Source organism: Microbacterium sp. Z6_144 (assembly GCF_057197625.1).
In genome coordinates this window covers 2385288-2403666 of the sequence record NZ_JBXVPT010000001.1, presented here as the reverse complement: position 1 = coordinate 2403666, position 18379 = coordinate 2385288, and the positions used below count along the sequence as shown (strand labels likewise).

Sequence of the window (18379 nt, the reverse complement as noted above, 5' to 3'; positions counted from 1 at the left end):
GTGAAGAGTCTCCGGATGCTGCACCGGGCCGACGATTCGGCCACGCTGAATCCTACCCGCGCCGGCCGTCCAACCCCTGAGCGCCGTCCACCAACGGCAATATTCCGGGCGCGTCGGGCTCGCCGAGGGAGTCCATACGCTCGCGCCAGGAGCGACTCTGCCCCGCCCGCATGGCACACAGAACGAGCATGAACCAGCCGAATCCGCTCAGGGTGAAGCTCTCGAAGAGCGAGTCCACGAGGAGGGCGACGAGGACGAGCGGTGTCCACGCGTAGACGACCGACCGGCGCTCGCTCGCGACGAGCCACGACCGCACGAGGGCGACCACGCCCAGCGCCAGGAAGAGCAGCAAGCCCGCCCACCCGATCTGCAGCAGGACGTCGAGGTACGCGTTGAGCGCCGAGGCGTGTGATTCCCGGAGGGTGGCGTTGATCGCGTTGAAGGGGAACTCGCCGGGAACCCAGGCGCCGAACCATCCCCAGCCCTGGACCGGGCGGAATCGAACCAACGGCACGAGGGTGCCCCACAGATCGGTGCGCAGCGACAGGTCGCTCTGCGCGCCGAGCCGCTCGATGACCGTCCCTCGCATCGCGTACCCGGTGAGGACGACCACGGCGACGACGCCGCCGATGGTCCACTGCAGGATGCTCCGCCGCTCGGGTGCCGCGCTGCGGACGGCCACGAGGGCCGCCGTCGCCACGGCGACGGCGACGGCCACCACGAACACGGTGGGGGAGTCGGTGAGGACGGCCGTGACCCCGCCGAGCACGACGGAGAAGACGGCGACGCCGGTGCGCACCGACAGGGTGCGGTACTCGATGAGGAACGTGATGAGGGCGATCACTGTGACGAAGCCGAGCAGGTTGCGGGTGCCGAAGATGCCCTGGATGGGTCCGAACTCCGCGATCCGGCCCTGGATGCCGAGGAAGCCGAACGGCATGTCCAGGAGGATCCCGGAGAGGATCTCCACGGCCAGCGAGATCGACAGCAACCAGCGCAGCACGTCGCCGAGAGCGCGCACGGTCTGGAGGGTGTCTCGGACGAGCGCGACGACGACGGCGAGGAGCGCGATCGCCGCGAGGGCGGTCCACCCGGCGACGGTGTGCCCGCGGTCGCCGGTCCAGGCCACCGAGGCCAGCGTCCACGCCAGGAAGCTCAGCAGCGTCGTGGGCGCCACGCGCGCGAGGGAGTACTCCTCTCGGCGGGCCAGCAGCATCCCGATGCCGACGACGCACAGGCCGGTGACGATGGTCATGAACGTGACGGTGCCGGCGATCCGCTGGATCGCGAACGCCGAGAACACCGTGCCCAGGGTCGTGAGCGTGTACGCGCGGGCGAAGGACGCCGAGGCGAGCAGGGCCGGCAGGGTGGAGGCCGGGTGCGGCGCGGGGCCGCTCACGGGACTGCGCCCTGCAGGTCGCCGCGCTCGATGGCCAGACGCTGCTCGGCAGGACCGACGCCCACCAGCGGCGCCTGCTTGATCTTGAACGAGAAGAGGATGAACAGCATCCATCCCCACACCAGGAGCGGCCCGGATTCCGAGATGCCCTGCACGAGCAGAAGCGTGGCGGTCAGGGTGGGAAGAAGGGTGAGGGGCGAGTACGGACGATCGGCGCGCAGGTCGAAGCGGGGCCGGTCGACCGCGAAGAACCACGCACGCCAGACGAACGCGAGGTAGGCGAGGGCCAGCAGCACGACGCCGACGACGCCCAGCTGGAGGTACGCGTCCAGCCACATGCTGTGCGCCTGCAGGACGGTCTCCCCGTGATCCACGATCCACCCGTCGAACTGGGGGTCCTGCGGCAGCCACGGCGTCGCGAAGCCCCATCCGATGAGGGGATGCTGCGAGGCGCGTTCGAGCACCTGCTGCCAGATCTGCTCGCGCCCGGTGAGGTCGGCCGAGCGGCCGAGGAGCGTGAAGAGGGCGTCACGGCCGAACCACAGCGCGGCCCCGCCGCCGAACCCCACGAGGGCGTAGAGGACATACCAGCGGGTCCGCTCGCCGGGGCGCCGGGCGGTGCGCATGAGGAGGACGGTGCCCAGCACGACGACGATCGCGGCGACGCAGAGGTAGGCCGTGGCGGAGCCCGCGCGCACCAGGAGGAAGGCGGCGGCGACCATCCACGCGACGAGCAGTTCCCGCCGGGGGGAGCGGGCGGCGAAGCGGATCGCGAAGACGACCAGGGCCAGCACCATGACGCCCGCAAGGAGGTTGGAGTTGCCGAAGATCCCCTGGATGCGTCCGCTCCAGTCGAAGAGGTTGTCGCGCGACCAGTAGACGATCGGATCCATCTTTCCGACCGGTCGCTCCCATCCCGGGAGGATGGGGCCGCCGACGACGATCGAGACCCAGAGTTCGAACACGATGCTGAGGCCGATCACCCACTTCAGTGCGGAGGCGATGGTGCGGACGATCTCGCGCCACGTGAGTGCGGCGGCGACGAACAGGCCCTGGAGCGTGGTGATCGCCAGCAGCAGCCACGTGAGGGCCGAGGTCGCCGGCCACGCGCTCCAGAGCACGGACACCCCCGCCCAGGCGATGTACCCGAAGGCCAGCCACGGCATGCGCCGGCCCTGCACGGGCGGCCGGATCGAGAGCCACAGCACCACGGACACCACGCCCGACAGGACCGTCAGAGCGCCGGTGGCGACCTCGCCGAAGGCGTGCACCCATGCCGTTCCCCCGAGGGCGAGGAGCACGACGAAGACGCACCAGCCCCGCAGCAACAGGTGCCCGGTCTTCTCTCGCGCGGGTGGGGTAGGCGGGGCCGACGCGGGATGCTTCGTGTGAACCGCCATGGGAACTCAGGGTAGTCCCCGGCGCGCCGTAGGCTGGGCGCGTGCTGACCCGGATCTCCAACGCCCCGCGCGACTACGCGTGGGGATCGACCGCGCTCCTCGCCGAGCTGGAGGGACGGGAACCCTCGGGAGCCCCGGAGGCGGAGGTGTGGTTCGGTGACCATCCCGGCTCACCGGCCTTCGTGCATGACGGCTCGCATCGCACCCTCGACACCTGGTTGCCCGAGGAGGCGACGGCCCTCGGGGTGCCCGAGCGGCTGCCCTATCTGATGAAGCTGCTGGCGGCCGGCGCGCCGCTGTCGATCCAGGCCCATCCGTCGAAGTCGCAGGCGGAGGAGGGGTTCGCCCGGGAGGAGACGGCCGGAGTCCCGCGGGATGCGGCCGACCGCAACTACCGCGACGACAACCACAAGCCGGAATTGCTCGTCGCCCTCAGCGACCGGTTCGACGCGCTCGCCGGACTCCGCGACATCTCCGCGACGCGCCGGCTGATCGCGGCGCTGGGCGACGGGCCGGGTCCGCGCGCGCTGGCCGCTCACCTCGCCGAGGAGGATGCGGCGGAAAGCCTGCGCGCGACGATCGGATGGCTGCTCGACGGCGATGCCGCCGGCGAGGTCGCGGAGATCATCTCCGCCATCCCCGGCGCCCGGTCGGAGGAGTTCGCCCCGGAGCTCGCGCTCGCGCGGAGTCTCGCTGAGGCCTACCCGGCCGACCCCGGCGTGGTGGTGGCGCTGCTGATGAACCTCGTGACCCTGCGCCGTGGCGAGGCCATCTTCGTCCCCGCCGGCGTCCTCCACGCCTACGTGGCGGGCTTGGGTGTGGAACTGATGGCTGCGAGTGACAACGTCCTCCGCGGTGGCCTCACCTCGAAGCACATCGACACCGGCGAGCTGATGCGGGTGCTGGATGCGACGCCCTCGGGCCCTCCGGTGCTGTCACCGCGCGCCCTGGCGCCCGGCGTCGACCTCTTCGACGCCGGAGTGCCCGACTTCGCGCTCGCCGCGGTCACCGTGGGAGAGGGTTCCCTCGAGGTGGAGCTTCACGGCACGGCGCTCGCCCTGGCGGTCACGGGGATCGTGGAGGTCACCGGCGCCAGCGGCGCTCGGCTCACCCTCCAGCCCGGGCAGGCGCTGCTCGCCACGCCGGTCGAGAGCCCTCTCGTCTTCGCCGGCGCCGGTCAGGCCTTCGTGGCGATGCCGGGTCGGGCATAACATCCCCGACACGCCGCGGGCGTGGTGAAGTTTGAAGTCCGCCTTGAGGCTTTAGTATCTGCGACTTGACCTGAGCGAATGACACGGGTGTAATTATGACTACACGCGGCCGGCGTGGCTGAGGGGCTCAGGTAGGAGACGAGATGGCTGGATCACCGTATCGTTCCGGCGTACCTGAGAACTGGTTCGTCGACCCCGTTCATCTCGGAGTGCCGGGAGTCCGCCGCGACACCGACGCCGACGACAACGCCCTGTCCTGGCAGACCGACGCCCTGTGCGCCCAGACCGATCCCGAAGCCTTCTTCCCGGAGAAGGGCGGATCCACCCGCGACGCCAAGCGCATCTGCACCACGTGCGACGTCCGCGACGCGTGCCTCGAGTACGCACTGCAGAACGACGAGCGGTTCGGTATCTGGGGCGGGCTCAGCGAGCGCGAGCGGCGCAAGCTCAAGCGCCGCGCAAGCTGAGCGCGATCCGCTCTCCGCGGCGCGTGCGCCGCAGCGCGGACACGGTCTCGGCCTAGGCTGACTGCGTCATGCCCGCTCGAGTCCACGCGATCCTCGTCGTGCGCCCGGAAGGGCGCACGCCCGCTGCCGCACACCTGCGCCGAACGCTTGCTGCGCTGGCCGCGCAGACCCGGCCCGTGGACGCGCTGACGATCATCCTCTGCGGCGGGGGCGACGACCTGCGCGACCTCGCCGCGCGCTCGGGTGCCGAGGGCGTCATCACCGCCTCCCACGGCACGGGTTTCGCCGCCGCCACGGCGATGGCCACCCCGCGCCTGACCGGTGACGCCGTGTGGCTGCTCGCGCAGGACACCGCTCCGGAGCCCGACGCCCTCATCCGGCTCGCCGGCGCCCTGGAAGTGGCGGCGTCCGTCGCTTTCGTCGCCCCCAAGCTCGTGCGGTGGGACGACCCCTCGGAGCTCGTCTCGCTCGGGGTGAGCCTGTCGCCGCTGGGAAGAACCGTGGAGCTCGCCGCCGGCGAACTCGACCAGGGGCAGCACGACATGACCGAGGACGTTCTCGGCACCGACATTCGCGGGGTACTCGTCCGCCGCGACGCGTGGCGCGAACTCGGCGGGCTGGATGCCGGCCTCGCCGGCGCGGACGAAGGACTCGACCTGGGGGTCCGCGCCCGTCTCGCGGGGGAGCGGGTGACCCTGGTTCCCTCCGCCGTGGTGGCCGTGGCCGGGGACGGAGTGGCAGGTCTTCCGTCCGAGCGCCACTCGACGAGGCGCGAGTTCGCCACCCGCACCGCCGAGCTGCATCGCAGGATCGTCTATGCGCCCGCGGTGGCCGTGGCGTTCCATTGGCTCTCGCTGCTGCCGCTCGCGGTGTGGCGCACGGTCTCCCTTCTCGTGGCCAAGCAGCCGGGTCGAGTGGGACCGGACTGGTGGGCCACCCTGGTCGTTCTCGTCCGGTGGGGCGCGATCGCGCGGGCCCGTGGCCGCATCCGCGCCACCCGCCGCACGGGGTGGGCGCGCCTGACGCCGCTGCGCATCACCTCGGCGCAGCTGCGGCTCCGATGGGACGGCGACGGCGCAGACCCCGACGCGCCGGTGCGCTCGGAGCTGCGCTTCTTCACCGGCGGAGGGGCATGGGTGGTGCTGGCAGCCGCCGTCGTGTCGGTGGGCGTCTTCCCTGAGCTCCTGGCCTGGCCGGTGCTCGGCGGCGGCGCACTCCTGCCGCTGCGGTCCACCGTCGGGCGACTGTGGGCCGACGCCGCGTTCGGCTCCCGCGCGCTGGGGCTGGCCGATGTCGCACCGGCCGACCCGTTCGCGGCGGTGATCGCCGTGATCGGCACGCTGTGGCCGGTCGAGCCGTCCCGCGCCATCGTGCTCCTGTGGCTCCTCGCTCTTCCCCTGGCCGTCCTCGGCGGGTGGTTCGCAGCGACCCGGCTGACGGAGCGCTCGCTCCTGCGGATCGGTGCAGCCATCGTGTGGGGTCTTGCCCCGACATTCCTCACGGCGCTCGTCGAGGGGCGCCCGGCCGCGGTCCTCGTTCACCTCCTTCTTCCCTGGCTCCTGTACACCGGCAGCGTCGCGCACCGATCGTGGGCGAGCGCCGGTGGCGCGTCGCTCCTCCTGGCCGCCGTGCTGGCGTGCGCCCCATCCCTCGCACCCGCGCTGCTGATCGCCTGGCTCGGGATGCTCGTGACCGTCATCGCCGCCCGGCGCGGCCGCGGGGTGGCGAAGGTCGTGTGGCTCGTCGTACCGTCGGCGGTCTTCTTCGCCCCGCTCGTCTGGGTGCGCGTCCGCTCCGGCGACCTGCTCGCGCTCCTGGCCGACCCGGGTGTTCCCGTGGGCGGGGGAGTGTCGGCGGATGCTGCCGGACGCCTGCTCCTGGCCGCCGGGTTCCCCACCGCTGACCCGGGCGGATGGAGCGCGTTCCTCGGCGGCGCGCCGGTGTGGTGGGTGCCGCTGCTGCTGGCGCCGCTGGCCGTCCTCGCGCTCATGTCGCTCGTGACTCCGCGATGGCCGGTGGGCGCGGCCCTCGTCGTGCTGGCCGTGCTGGGGATGGCGACCGCGTTCGCGGCGGTCGGGATCGCGGTGTCGTTCGCCGGGACGGCGTCCGTGCCCCTGTGGCCCGGCACGGCACTGAGCCTTGCGTGGGCGGGCGCGGCCGGTGCGGCGGTGGTGACGCTGGATTCGGGGCTCGTCCCGCGTCTGCGGATGCTGCGCCCGGTCGCAGCCCTCCTCCTCGTCGCCGGGGTGGTCGTGGTGGCTGTTCCTTCCCTCACGGCGCCCGCGCGCGACGCGTCGGTGCTCACGAACGGGCCCGCGGCGACCCTGCCCGCCTATGTCGCCGCCGAGGGCAACGGCGACCCGCGCGTGGGCACGATCGTGCTGAATCCGGTCGACCAGGGCATGGTCGTGCAGGTGGTGTGGGGCGGCAGTGAGACGCTCGGCGGACAGAGCACCGTCCAGGCCACTCGTACCGAGGCCTCCGCCGCCGATCGAGAGCTGGCCGACCTGTCAGCCGACCTGGTGACCTCGACCAGTCCGGAAGCCGTGCAGGCGCTCGCCGAGCGCGGGATCGGCTTCGTCCTGCTCCAGGCCCCGGACGGTGACGTCGAGACCGTCCAGGCACTGCGGCTGGCCGCATCCACGGCGCTCGACCAGCGGGACGGCCTGGACGCCGTCGGGGAGACCGCACGCGGTGCCCTCTGGCGGCTCACCGGCGACGTCGAGCCGCGCGCACCGGACTCGGCGGCCGTCCGCGACACCGCGCGGGCGCTGGCGCTGGCCCAGCTGGCCGTCGTCGCGATCTGCCTACTGCTGTCCGTGCCGACCGCCGCGAGCCGTCGTATCGCACGTCGGACCCCTCGCATCGTCGGGCCGGCACCGAAGGAGACGCGATGACGCAGCGGCGGCTGTTCCGGTGGGTGCTCACGAGCACCCGCGTCGTGGCGGGTGCTGCCGCCGCCGCAGCGACGGTCATCGCCGTCGTGCTCGCGATCGCCTTCCCGTGGCCGACGGTGACGGCCGAGCCCGTGCGCGTGGTGGCGACGCCGGCGCCCTCGGATACCGTGCTGGCCTGCGACGGACCGCTCCTGGCGCTCGGCCGGGTGGTGGAGGAGGCCGGACAGCTGTCGGTCGCCGCTTCCCAGTCGGTGGTCGCCGGCCCCGCGAGCGCCGGGGCCACCGAGCGCGCACTGACCGCACCCGCAGAAGGCGCGGAGTCGCTCGCCTTCGCCTCCGCCCCCGACGGCTCTCAACCGGCGACCTTCGCCGCGGCGGGCTCCAGTTCCATCGACGCAGCCGATCTTCGCGGATTCGCCGCATCCGCCTGCCGCCCGCCGCTTCTGGAGTCGTGGCTCGTGGGGGGCGCGACGACCACGGGTTCGAGTGACCTGGTCGTGCTGTCGAACCCGGGCACGGTCGCCGCGACCGTGCAGGTCACCGTCTACGGCGCATCCGGCCCGCAGGTGGCCCCCGGCGGTACCGACCGGGTCGTTCCCGCAGGCAGCCAGGTGGTGATCCCCCTCGCCGGTCTCCTCCCGGACGAGGCGAGCCCCGTGATCTCGGTGACGGCGATGGGTGCCCCCGTCACGGCGGCTCTGCAGTCCAGCCTCATCCGCACGCTCCTTCCCGGCGGGATCGACCAGGTAAGCCCGGTCGCCGCGGCCACGGAGCGCCAGATCGTCGCGGGAGTGGTCGTCCCCGAAGAGGGCACCGAAGGCGTGGAAGGGGCGCGCACGATCGTCCGTCTCCTCTCGCCCGCGGCCGACACCCAGGCCATCGTGTCGGTGCGCGACAGCGCCGGCCGCACGGTGGGCGAGGACGCGGCCGTGCCGCTCGTCGCCGGAATTCCGAGCGAACTCGGTCTCCCGGCGCTGAGCCCGGGCACCTACACGGTCGACGTGGCGGCCACGGCGCCGGTGGTCAGCGGCGTGTGGGGGACCACGGGCTTCGGAGAGGGATCCGATTTCGCGTGGTTCGCCGCCGCCCCGGAGGTCGACCGACCGACGGCGGTCGCCGTGCCCACCGGCGCATCGCCGGCGCTGACCCTGGTCAACGAGGGCGGCGAAACGGCGACGGTGACGGTGACCACCCCCGGCGGTTCGACGACCGAGGTGGACGTGGCGCCGGATGCCGCGGCGCAGGTGGCTCTCGCCGAGTCGGGGGCGTACGTCCTCGACCCGTCCGCACCGGTGCGGGCGGCGGTGTCCTTCTCCGCGGCGGGAGCGCTCGCCGGGTTCCCGGTGTGGAGCGCGGACGCCGCGGCTCCGCCCATCCCCGTCTTCCCGTAGCCGGGAGGCTCAGAAGTAGCGGAACCGCTCGGGGCCGAGGTCCCACGGATCGCGGTCGAGGTATTCGGCGGCAGCGCGGAACACCGCGCTCTCGATCATCATGCGCCGGTGCAGGTCGTCGTCGCGGTGCAGGTGGCTCAGCCGCTCGATCGGTACGCGATAGAGGATGATGCGCTTCTGCTCGCGCAGCACCCGCCAGCGCGGGATGCCGTGGTCATCGGTCGAGGGTGGCAGCACCCCGATCTCGAAGGACACCTCCCGCAGCTCGCTCCACGCGGAGCGGAGGAACTCCGCGGCGGTGCCGACGGCCAGATCGAAGCGCTCCACGCGGGTGTCCAACGGGGGAAGCGGAGGGCGCACGACCGGGCTGCGGTTCTCGCGGCCATGACGACCGTGCCGCGGAGGTCGTGCGCGGAGGCGCTCGCGGGAGCGGCGGCGGACCATGGCCCCATCCTACGGCGCGGTCGGCGAGGCGGCGGGGCGCCGGCCGATGCCGCGGTTAGGCTGACGGCGATGCGCGACAGACTCTGTTCCAAGGTGGGATGCTCCCGCGAGGCGGTGACGACCCTGACCTACGATTACGGCGACCAGATGGCGGCCGTCGGACCGCTCGGTCGAGGCGGCGATCCGCACGCGCATGACCTGTGCGCCATCCACACCGACCGGCTGTCCGTCCCCCGCGGATGGGTCGTCGTCCGCCACGAGACGCTGCGCGTCTGACGCTTCCCCCCGGTCAACCGGGGTTCAGTGACCGGTCGGCGGGAGGAGCGCGGCGACGCGCTGGTCTTCGAGGAGGAGCGCCCGGAACTCGCGGTCCCGCCGCACCGCGGCGATGCCGTGGAGGAGAAGCTCGGCGTCGACCGGCGGTAGTGGAGCGACGAACGGGCGCGCCTCCGCGGCGAGCGACTCGGCAAGGCGGACCCGCGCGGACGGCTCCAGGTGCGGGGCCGAGCGCACGAACTGGGCGATGCGGGCGGCGAGGCGGTCGGGCAGGCGCGCGACATCGGCGACCTGAGCCCAGCCGGTGAGCGCCGGAGGGACCCCCGGCGCCGGCGCCGGGAGCGGCGGCGTGCGCGTGCGTTCGCTGTAGGTTCCGGCCAGCAGATCGCCCAGGCGCTGCGCCCGCGGCGTGAACGCGCCGACGAGGGCGGCCAGCGACCCGAGCGTGAGCCACAGTTCGAGCACCCCCGCCAGCGCCCGCAGGAATGCGTGCCGGAATCCGATGGCGCCGCCGTCTGCGCGGACGATCCGGCCGCCGACGGCCAGCTTGCCGAGGCTGCGTCCGCGGGTGGCCGTCTCCACGGTGGTCGGGGCCACCACCGCCACGAGCACCAGCACCGTGATCGCCAGAGGCGGCACCGCCTCTTCGCCCACGACGCCCGCGCTCACCAGCCATGTCAGGACGCTCGCCAGCAGCACGAGCACGGCCACCCCGATGAGGAAGTCGATCAGCGCGCCCACGGCGCGGAGGAAGAATCCCACCGACTGCACGTCCAGCGCCACGGCTTCGCCGGTGACCGTCTCGTCCTGAGCGATCTGCACCAGGGCGGGGGGTCGGTCGGAGGCCATGGGTACAGTAAAGCAAATGGACCTCGACGCCCTGACGGCCGCGCGGCGGCAGGAGTGGGCACGCCTGGACGAACTGAGCCGCGCCCGCCGCCTGTCCGGGGCGGAGGTCGATGAACTCGTCACGCGCTATCGCGCCGCATCCGCCGACCTCGCCGAGATCAAGACCTCGGCAGGCCGAACGCCCCAGGGCGACTACGTCTCGACGCTCCTGGCACGCACTCGGCTGCGGCTGACCGGTGTGCGGGAGAACCCCGGCCCACTCGTGCCCCGCTTCTTCCTGTGGCAGCTGCCCGCCGCCCTCTACCGCGTGCGGTGGATGCTGCTGGCCGTGGCCGTCGGCTTCCTCGCGGTCACGACCCTCGTGGCCGTGTGGATCGCCTCCGACCCGGCCGCCGTCGCCGCACTGGGGGACGAGGCCGAGTTGCAGTCCTATGCCGAGGAGGAGTTCACGGCGTACTACAGCGAGAATCCGGCTGCCGTGTTCGCGGGGACGGTGTGGACCAACAACGCCTGGATCGCCGCGCAGTGCGTGCTGTTCGGGATCACCGGCATCTGGCCGCTCATGGTGCTCGTGCAGAACGCGGTGGGAATCGGAACGGCCGCGGCCGTGATGTTCGCGTTCGGCCGCGGCGACGTGTTCTTCTCCTTCATCCTCCCGCACGGTCTGCTGGAGGTCACCGCGATCCTGGTGGCCGGGGCCGCCGGGCTCCAGATCTTCTGGGCCTGGGTCGCGCCGGGCCCCCGCTCCCGGGCGGACGCGCTGGCCTCGGCGGGACGATCCCTCGGCACGATCGCGATCGGCCTGGTCTTCGTCCTCGCTCTCTCCGGGGTCATCGAGGGGTTCGTCACCCCATCGCCGTGGCCGACGCCGGTCAAGATCACCATCGGCGCGCTGGCACTCGCGGCTGTCCTCGCCTACCTGCTCGTGCTCGGCCGACGCGCAGCCCGGGCCGGCGAGGACGGCGACCTCACGGAGTACGAGGCGGGGACCGCGCGCCTCGTCTCGGGCTGAAGCGCCCGCTCAAGGGGCAGGAATCGTCGCCTCGCGCCTCGGTGAGGCGGCAGGAGTTGTCCCCTGAACGGGCGGATGCTCCGGCGAACAGGTGGGCTACGAGGCTCGCCGCGCGACCGGCCTTTTTTTGAACGAGTCAAAACTGGGCTAGGTTCGGAACATGATCGACGGTACCGGCATGACTCTCGAGGCGCGTCTGCGTACCGCGGGTCTGCGCGTGACCGCGACCCGCACCGCCGTCTTCGACGCCCTCGCCGGCAGACCGCACGCCTCCGCCGAGGAGGTGTTCGACCGCATCCGCGTCACCCTCCCGGCGACGAGCAAGCAGTCGGTGTACAACGCGCTGGGCGACTTCGTCGATGCGGGCCTGGCGCGCCGCATCGAACCGGCCGGTCACCCCGGCACGTTCGAACTGCGGGTCGACGACAACCACCACCACATGGTGTGCACGGAGTGCGGCCGCATCGAAGACGTCGATTGCGTCGTCGGTGGCGCGCCGTGCCTGCACGTGCCCGAGGGGAGCGGGTTCGACATCCGCTCCGCAGAGGTGACGTTCTGGGGACTGTGCCCGAACTGTCGAGCAGACACGAACCACCCGAACCCTCCGAGAGGATCTGAATGAGCGACATCGCCGCTCCCGGCTGCCCCGTTTTCCACGACGGTGCAGCTCCCGACGACAACCGACTGCCCGTGGGAGAAGCCCCCGCCGACAGTCAGCCCGCCGGCCACCTGCCGCACCCGACGCAGGGTTCGGCCAACCGCGTCTGGTGGCCCAACGGCGTCAACCTCAAGATCCTCGCGAAGAACACCGCCCAGCGCGACCCGCTGGATGACGGATTCGACTACAAGGCCGCCTTCGAATCGCTCGACCTCGCGAGCCTCAAGCAGGACATCAAGGACGTGCTCACCACGTCTCAGGACTGGTGGCCCGCCGACTTCGGTCACTACGGTCCGCTCATGATCCGCATGGCGTGGCACAGCGCCGGCACGTACCGCGTGACCGACGGTCGCGGCGGTGGCGCAGCCGGGATGCAGCGCTTCGCACCCCTGAACAGCTGGCCCGACAACGTCAACCTCGACAAGGCCCGCCGGCTGCTGTGGCCGGTCAAGAAGAAGTACGGCCAGTCGATCTCGTGGGCCGACCTGATGATCCTCGCCGGAAACGTCGCGCTGGAGTCGATGGGATTCTCCACCTTCGGCTTCGCCGGTGGACGCGCCGACGTGTGGGAGCCGGACGACGACGTGTACTGGGGCCCGGAGACCACGTGGCTCGGCGACGAGCGCTACACCGGCAACCGGGAGCTGGAGAAGCCCCTCGCCGCCGTGCAGATGGGCCTCATCTACGTCAACCCGGAGGGCCCCAACGGCAACCCCGACCCGCTGCTGTCGGCACGGGATATCCGCGAGACGTTCGGCCGGATGGGCATGAACGACGAGGAGACCGTCGCCCTCATCGCCGGCGGCCACACCTTCGGCAAGACCCACGGCGCCGCCCCCGACTCCCACGTCGGCCCCAACCCCGAGGCCGCCGACATCGAGGAGCAGGGCCTCGGCTGGAAGAACGAGTACGGCACCGGCAAGGGCGACGACACGGTCACCAGCGGCCTGGAGGTCACGTGGACCTACCACCCCACGCGCTGGGACAACGAGTTCTTCCACATCCTGTACGCCTACGAGTGGGAGCTGTTCCAGAGCCCCGCCGGCGCGCACCAGTGGTGGCCGAAGAACGGCATGGGGGCCGACATGGTCCCGCTCGCCCACTCCGAGGGCAAGCGCGAGCCGCGCATGCTCACGAGTGACCTGGCGCTGCGCATGGACCCCGCGTACGACGAGGTCTCGCGCAGGTTCAAGGACGACCCGATCGCGTTCGGTGACGCCTTCGCCCGCGCGTGGTTCAAGCTCACCCACCGCGACATGGGGCCCAAGGCGCGCTACCTCGGACCCGAGGTGCCGCAGGAGGAGCTCATCTGGCAGGACCCGCTGCCCGCTGCCGTCGACCCCCTCATCGACCAGGCCGACGCGACAGCGCTCAAGCGCCAGATCCTCGACAGCGGACTGAGCGTTCAGGAGCTCGTCGGAACCACGTGGGCCGCAGCATCCAGCTTCCGCGGCAGCGACAAGCGCGGCGGCGTCAACGGCGCCCGCATCCGCCTCGCCCCGCAGAAGGACTGGGAGGTCAACAACCCCGCGCAGCTGCAGAAGGTGCTGGGCGTGCTCGAGCGCATCAAGGCGGAGTTCGACGCGCAGCAGGCGGGCGCCAAGACCGTGTCGCTGGCCGACCTCATCGTGCTGGCCGGAAACGCCGGCGTGGAGCAGGCGGCCCTGGCCGGCGGCATCGAGATCGAGGTGCCCTTCACCCCCGGTCGCACCGATGCCACGCAGGAGCAGACCGACGAGGTGTCCTTCGCGTACCTCGAGCCGGTCGCCGACGGGTTCCGCAACTACATCTCGCGGGATGCGAAGCTGCCGGCGGAGTACCTGCTGGTCGACAAGGCCAACCTGCTCACGCTCACGGCGCCGGAGATGACCGTGCTCGTCGGCGGGATGCGCGCGATCGGTGCGAACTGGGACGGGTCGCCCTTCGGTGTGTTCACCGCGACGCCGGGTGCGCTCACGAACGACTTCTTCGTGAACCTGCTCGACCTCGGCACCACGTGGACGCCGCTGGACAGCGGCAAGCACGCATTCCAAGGGGCGAAGGACGGCTCGGGGGAGCGTGTGGGCGTCGGCTCCCGCGTCGACCTGGTGTTCTCCTCCAATTCCGAGCTGCGCGCCCTCGCCGAGGTGTATGCCAGCGATGACGCCAAGGAGAAGCTCGTCCGCGACTTCGTCGCGGCGTGGCGCAAGGTCACCGAACTCGATCGGTTCGACCTCGTCTGAACACCCTCTGCGAACGGCCCGTCCCGGAAGGGGCGGGCCGTTCCGTTTTCCGGGCTACAGGCGCCCGGCGGCCTTGAGCGCGAGATAGCGGTCGGCCACGCGGGGAGGAAGATCGTCGGCGGATGCGGTGACCGCATCGCCGCCCGCGCGCTCGACGGCCGCCGTGACCCGGCGAGCGTCCTCGCTCGCCCGCACGGCGGCAGCGGCGGCGTACACCTCGGCCGCGTTCGTGCCCGCCGTGTCGGCGACGGGCGCTTCGGCGGCGGTGGCGACGAGGACCCGCGTGCGCGCGGTGAGGCCGGGAAGCGACCCCAGGAATCCGCGGGCCGCGGCCGGGTCGTCGTGAGCGGTGACGAGCACCACGAGCGAGGGGTGGTTCGCCAGCGTCCGGACGTGGGCGAGGGCGGCATCCCAGTCGGTGTCCAGGAGTGCCGGCTCCACCGGCGACATCGCGTCCACCAGCGCGGGAAGAAGCCCCGGTCCCTCCACCCGGCTCACGCGCGCACGGACGAGCCGGTCGAACATGAGGAGGTGCACATGGTCGCCGGCCCGCTGCGCCAGCGCCGCCAGCAGCAGCGCCGTCTCCATCCCCGCATCCAGGCGAGTGCCGTCGCCCACGCGCGCCGCCGAGGTGCGCCCGGTGTCGACGACGATGACGATGTGACGGTCGCGCTCCGGTCGCCACGTGCGGAGCATCGTCGCACCCGCCCGCGCGGTGGCGCGCCAGTCGATGGAACGCACGTCATCGCCGCGCACGTACTCGCGGAGGCTGTCGAACTCGGTGCCCTGACCGCGCACCTGCACGCTGGTGTTCCCGTCGAGCTCCCGCAGGCGCGCGAGGCGCGAGGGGAGGTGACGCCGCGCGCGGAACGGAGGGAGGACGCGCAGCCGTCCGGGGGCGTCCAGGCGCGCCTGGCGTCCCGCGAGGCCCAGCGGGCCGACCGAGCGGGTCACCACGAAGTCGCTGCGCAGTTCGCCGCGACGGCCGGGGCGGAGCGCCTGCCTCAGGATGCGCCGCTCCCCGGCGGGCACGTCCAGCCGGAGCCGCGTGGTCCCCGCCCCCGCCGTCGGCTGCCACGCGTCCCGCAGCACTCCGCGGACGCGTCGATCGCCCGTGTTCGTGACGACGACCTCCGAGACGACCGGTTCGTCCAGGAGGGTTCGCCCGGGGAGCCGGCGATCGATCGTGAGCAGTCGCGGATCAGCGGCAAGAGCGACGTCGGCGGCCGCGCCCGCCGCGCACAGCAGCATCCACACCCCCGCCACCGCCCACGGCGCGACGTCCGCCGCCGAGAGCAGCACGACGGGAACGACGCCCAGGGCGACGAGGATCGGAAGACGGCCGGTGACGTACACGGGTCAGAGCGGAACGCGGGTCTGCTGCAGCACCGAGGTGAGGATGGCGTCGACGGAGACCCCCTCGATCTCGGCGTCGGGGCGCAGTCGGATGCGGTGGCGCCAGGTCGGGACGAGCATCGTCTGCACGTGGTCGGGCGTGATGGCGGGATACCCGCTCAGCCACGCCCAGGCCTTGGCCGCCGCGAGGAGTCCCGTTGTCGCGCGCGGGCTCACGCCCAGCTGCACGGACGGGCTTTGGCGGGTGGCGCGGGCGAGGTCGACGACGTATCCGAGCACGTCGTCGGCCACGGTGACCGCGGCCGACGCCCGCTGGGCGTCGAGGATCTCCTGCGGGGTGACCGCCTGCTCGACCCCCGCGACCCCGAGCGCGCGCGGGTCGAAGCCGTTCGCGTGACGACGGAGCACATCCAGTTCGGCCTCGCGCCCCGGCACGTCGACGAGGAGCTTCAGCAGGAAGCGGTCGAGCTGCGCCTCGGGCAGCGTGTACGTGCCTTCGTGCTCGATGGGGTTCTGGGTCGCCGCGACGAGGAAGGGCTCGGGAAGCGGCCGGGTCACGCCGTCGGTGGACACCTGCCGCTCCTCCATCGCCTCCAGCAGGGCCGCCTGGGTCTTCGGGGGAGTGCGGTTGATCTCGTCGGCGAGGACGATGTTCGTGAACACCGGGCCCGCCCGGAACTCGAATTCGCCGGTGCGCGCGTCGTAGACGAGCGAACCGGAGACATCACCGGGCATCAGGTCGGGGGTGAATTGGATCCGTTTGGTGTCCAGGCCCACCGCGCGGCTGAAGGTGCGCACGAGCAGCGTCTTGGCGACGCCGGGAACCCCCTCCAGCAGCACGTGTCCGCGGGCCAGGAGGGCGATGAGGAGCCCGGTCACGGTGCCGTCCTGACCGACCACCGCCTTGCCGATCTCACCGCGCACACGGTGCATGGCGTCGCGCAGGGCGTCGTGGTCCGGTGCGTCGTCGTCCGGTGCGTTGTCGCTCATGAGGGGGTCCCTTCCGGTCGGGTGGCGGCGGAGACATCCGCCTCGAGGTCGTGCAGACGGTCGCTGAGGTCGACCAGCTCGCGGTCGGTGGCGGGGGCGTCGGTGATGAGGATGCTGCGTACAGCGCCCGGATCGCGCGAGAGGCGGCGGGCCGCGGCATCCGCCACCGCCATCGGCGCGACGTGGGCGCCGAGCCCCAGCATGCGGCTGATCCGGCCGATCGCGGCGGCGCGGAGCTGACCGGCCGCGTGCGCGGCGTCGCGGCTGCGGGCATAGAGGCGCCCGCGGCCGATGGTCGTCTCGGCCGCGCGCACCGTGACGGGCAGCGTCTCGGCGACGAGCGGTCCGAACCGCCGCCCGCGCCAGAGTGCCGCGGTGACGCCGGCGGCCAGGAGCAGCACGATGGCGGGGGTCACCCAGGGTGGGGTGAGTTCGCCCAGCGTGGGCGCCGCCGCATCCGCATCGGCGAGGGACGGGACGTACCAGACGAGCGTCGGTCGTGCTCCCAGCAGGCCCAGGGCGAGGGCGGCGTTGCCCGCCTGGCCGACCGTGTCGTTGGCCAGCAGCGCGCGACCGTCCACCGCGGTGACGGCGCGTGCCCCCCGCGACGCGGTCAGGAGCGCGAAGGCCTCATCGAGGGGGTAGCACCCCTCGACGCCGTCGCCGGGGGTGAAAAGCTCCCCGGCGACGATCTCGCCCGCACGACGCGCAGCGGCCTGCGTGCACTCCGGTGCGAGGGTGTCGTCGGCGAACGCGCCTGCCGCGGCCGAGTCGTGCAGGAGCACGCGGAGAGTGCGCGACCGAGGCTCCAGGAGCACCACGTCCGCCGCGCCCGCCGCCAGTTCCGTCACCGCCGCATCCGACAGACCGGGCGCATCGGGCAGTGCCAGGGTGGCGTCCCCGTCCGCCAGCGCGGCCGAGGCGGCGGGCAGGTCGCGCGCGATGCGGACGTCGATGCCCTCGTTCTCGAGGACGCGGACGAGCGCGCGGGCGCCGTCCGGACCCGCCGACTCGGGATCGAGCGCCGACCGTTCGGCCCAGCCGGCGCTCTGGCCGAGGAGAGCACCGGCGACGGCGACGAGGGTGAGCGCGACGGCGATCACCGCCCAGCCGAGCGCGCGCGTGCGCCGGCGGGGCCGGTCGAGGTCTGTCGCACTCATCGCGGCGCCTCGCTCAGCGCCGGACGGGTCTGGGCGAGAGCGTCGTCCAGACCCGCGATCCGGTCGTAGACGGCGCGGCACCCGGGGCGGCGCAGATAGCGGACGTCGTCGAATCCGGTGGCCGCCGCGGCCAGCTCGGTCGCCGCGGCGGGGAAGGCCCGCGCGGCCTCCCGAGCGAAGGCCTGAGCGGTCGCGCCGGGGGGAGGTTCGATGATGGCGCGTTCGGACAGGCCGCGTGCGAGCGCCCGGAAGCGCAGGACGATGGCCTCCTCCCACCGCTCGCGGGCGGCGCTCGCGCTCGCGTCGGACCGCAGCCGATCGGCCGACCGGTCGTCACCGTCGCCGAACAGCGGTCCGACCGTTCGATGGGAGCGTGCCGCCGGGCGCGGGCGCCCCCACACGAGGAGGGCGGCGACGAGGAGCGCGACGACCACGACCGTGGCGACGACGGCGGCAGTCGGGCCCCACCCGCCGGACAGGTCGGGGTCGAGCAGGCGGGTGAAGAACTCGCCGACGGCTCGCGCCGCACGATCGAGGAACGTCGGCTCCGCCGCCTCGTAGACCGGATCGGCCAGCTCCCGCCGCAGCCGTTCTCGGGCGTCGTCGGGACTGGGCTGGAGGGGAGCGGCGCTCCAGCGCTGCACCGG

At 72.6% G+C, this 18379-nt stretch carries 16 protein-coding genes; 8 read left to right on the top strand and 8 right to left on the bottom strand.

Features of this window, described 5'->3' with window-relative positions; genetic code table 11:
- Positions 1 to 52: 52 nt before the first annotated feature.
- Both AC2DGY_RS11715 and AC2DGY_RS11710 read right to left on the bottom strand, forming a co-directional pair.
- Positions 53 to 1399, bottom strand: coding sequence for an O-antigen ligase family protein (locus AC2DGY_RS11715; protein WP_484509862.1), 1347 nt, complete (start codon positions 1397 to 1399; stop codon positions 53 to 55).
- Positions 1396 to 2799: an O-antigen ligase family protein gene (locus AC2DGY_RS11710; RefSeq protein WP_484509861.1), complete on the bottom strand. Its 1404-nt coding sequence runs from the start codon at positions 2797 to 2799 to the stop codon at positions 1396 to 1398. Before AC2DGY_RS11710 ends, AC2DGY_RS11715 begins: the two co-directional genes overlap by 4 nt.
- A gap of 41 nt (positions 2800 to 2840) precedes the next feature.
- Between AC2DGY_RS11710 and manA the strand changes: the two genes are divergently transcribed.
- The 4 genes from manA to AC2DGY_RS11690 all read left to right on the top strand — a co-directional run bounded on the left by manA (position 2841) and on the right by AC2DGY_RS11690 (position 8765).
- Positions 2841 to 4010 carry a mannose-6-phosphate isomerase, class I gene (gene manA / locus AC2DGY_RS11705; protein WP_484509860.1) on the top strand — a complete coding sequence of 390 codons (1170 nt, stop codon included), beginning with the start codon at positions 2841 to 2843 and terminating at the stop codon, positions 4008 to 4010.
- Positions 4011 to 4153: 143 nt separating this feature from the next.
- Entirely contained in the window at positions 4154 to 4477 is a 324-nt protein-coding gene (locus AC2DGY_RS11700; protein WP_484509859.1) for a WhiB family transcriptional regulator, read from the top strand.
- Positions 4478 to 4545: 68 nt separating this feature from the next.
- Positions 4546 to 7374, top strand: a complete 2829-nt coding sequence (locus tag AC2DGY_RS11695) for a glycosyltransferase (RefSeq protein ID WP_484509858.1) — start codon at positions 4546 to 4548, stop codon at positions 7372 to 7374.
- Positions 7371 to 8765 (top strand): DUF5719 family protein, encoded by a 1395-nt coding sequence (locus AC2DGY_RS11690; RefSeq protein WP_484509857.1) that lies wholly within the window; start codon positions 7371 to 7373, stop codon positions 8763 to 8765. The genes AC2DGY_RS11695 and AC2DGY_RS11690 overlap by 4 nt, the downstream gene beginning before the upstream one ends.
- A gap of 9 nt (positions 8766 to 8774) precedes the next feature.
- On the opposite strand, the gene AC2DGY_RS11685 is transcribed toward AC2DGY_RS11690, so the two are convergent.
- Positions 8775 to 9209 carry a metallopeptidase family protein gene (locus AC2DGY_RS11685; protein ID WP_484509856.1) on the bottom strand — a complete coding sequence of 145 codons (435 nt, stop codon included), beginning with the start codon at positions 9207 to 9209 and terminating at the stop codon, positions 8775 to 8777.
- A gap of 69 nt (positions 9210 to 9278) precedes the next feature.
- On the opposite strand from AC2DGY_RS11685, the gene AC2DGY_RS11680 reads away from it, so the two are divergent.
- A complete protein-coding gene (locus AC2DGY_RS11680) occupies positions 9279 to 9485 on the top strand; it encodes a DUF3499 family protein (RefSeq protein ID WP_484509855.1) in 207 nt (68 codons plus the stop codon).
- Between the two features lie 24 nt (positions 9486 to 9509).
- On the opposite strand, the gene AC2DGY_RS11675 is transcribed toward AC2DGY_RS11680, so the two are convergent.
- The gene (locus AC2DGY_RS11675; RefSeq protein ID WP_484509854.1) at positions 9510 to 10334 is read right to left on the bottom strand and encodes an RDD family protein; all 825 of its coding nucleotides are present in this window, start codon (positions 10332 to 10334) and stop codon (positions 9510 to 9512) included.
- Positions 10335 to 10350: 16 nt separating this feature from the next.
- Here AC2DGY_RS11675 and AC2DGY_RS11670 point away from each other — a divergent pair, with 16 nt between their 5' ends.
- The 3 genes from AC2DGY_RS11670 (at position 10351) to katG (ending at position 14226) form a co-directional block, all read left to right on the top strand.
- Positions 10351 to 11346, top strand: coding sequence for a stage II sporulation protein M (locus AC2DGY_RS11670; protein ID WP_484509853.1), 996 nt, complete (start codon positions 10351 to 10353; stop codon positions 11344 to 11346).
- A 160-nt stretch (positions 11347 to 11506) separates the two neighbouring features.
- Positions 11507 to 11968: a Fur family transcriptional regulator gene (locus AC2DGY_RS11665; protein WP_484509852.1), complete on the top strand. Its 462-nt coding sequence runs from the start codon at positions 11507 to 11509 to the stop codon at positions 11966 to 11968.
- Positions 11965 to 14226, top strand: coding sequence for a catalase/peroxidase HPI (gene katG / locus AC2DGY_RS11660; RefSeq protein ID WP_484509851.1), 2262 nt, complete (start codon positions 11965 to 11967; stop codon positions 14224 to 14226). The genes AC2DGY_RS11665 and katG overlap by 4 nt, the downstream gene beginning before the upstream one ends.
- A gap of 54 nt (positions 14227 to 14280) precedes the next feature.
- On the opposite strand, the gene AC2DGY_RS11655 is transcribed toward katG, so the two are convergent.
- The 4 genes from AC2DGY_RS11655 to AC2DGY_RS11640 are packed head-to-tail and all read right to left on the bottom strand — an operon-like array spanning position 14281 to position 18376.
- On the bottom strand, positions 14281 to 15582 hold the full coding sequence (locus AC2DGY_RS11655) for a DUF58 domain-containing protein (RefSeq protein WP_484509850.1): 1302 nt from the start codon (positions 15580 to 15582) through the stop codon (positions 14281 to 14283).
- Positions 15583 to 15585: 3 nt separating this feature from the next.
- A complete protein-coding gene (locus AC2DGY_RS11650) occupies positions 15586 to 16572 on the bottom strand; it encodes an AAA family ATPase (RefSeq protein WP_484509849.1) in 987 nt (328 codons plus the stop codon).
- Positions 16569 to 17732: a DUF4350 domain-containing protein gene (locus AC2DGY_RS11645; protein ID WP_484509848.1), complete on the bottom strand. Its 1164-nt coding sequence runs from the start codon at positions 17730 to 17732 to the stop codon at positions 16569 to 16571. Before AC2DGY_RS11645 ends, AC2DGY_RS11650 begins: the two co-directional genes overlap by 4 nt.
- Positions 17729 to 18376 (bottom strand): DUF4129 domain-containing protein, encoded by a 648-nt coding sequence (locus AC2DGY_RS11640; RefSeq protein ID WP_484509847.1) that lies wholly within the window; start codon positions 18374 to 18376, stop codon positions 17729 to 17731. Before AC2DGY_RS11640 ends, AC2DGY_RS11645 begins: the two co-directional genes overlap by 4 nt.
- Between the last annotated feature and the right edge of the window lie 3 nt (positions 18377 to 18379).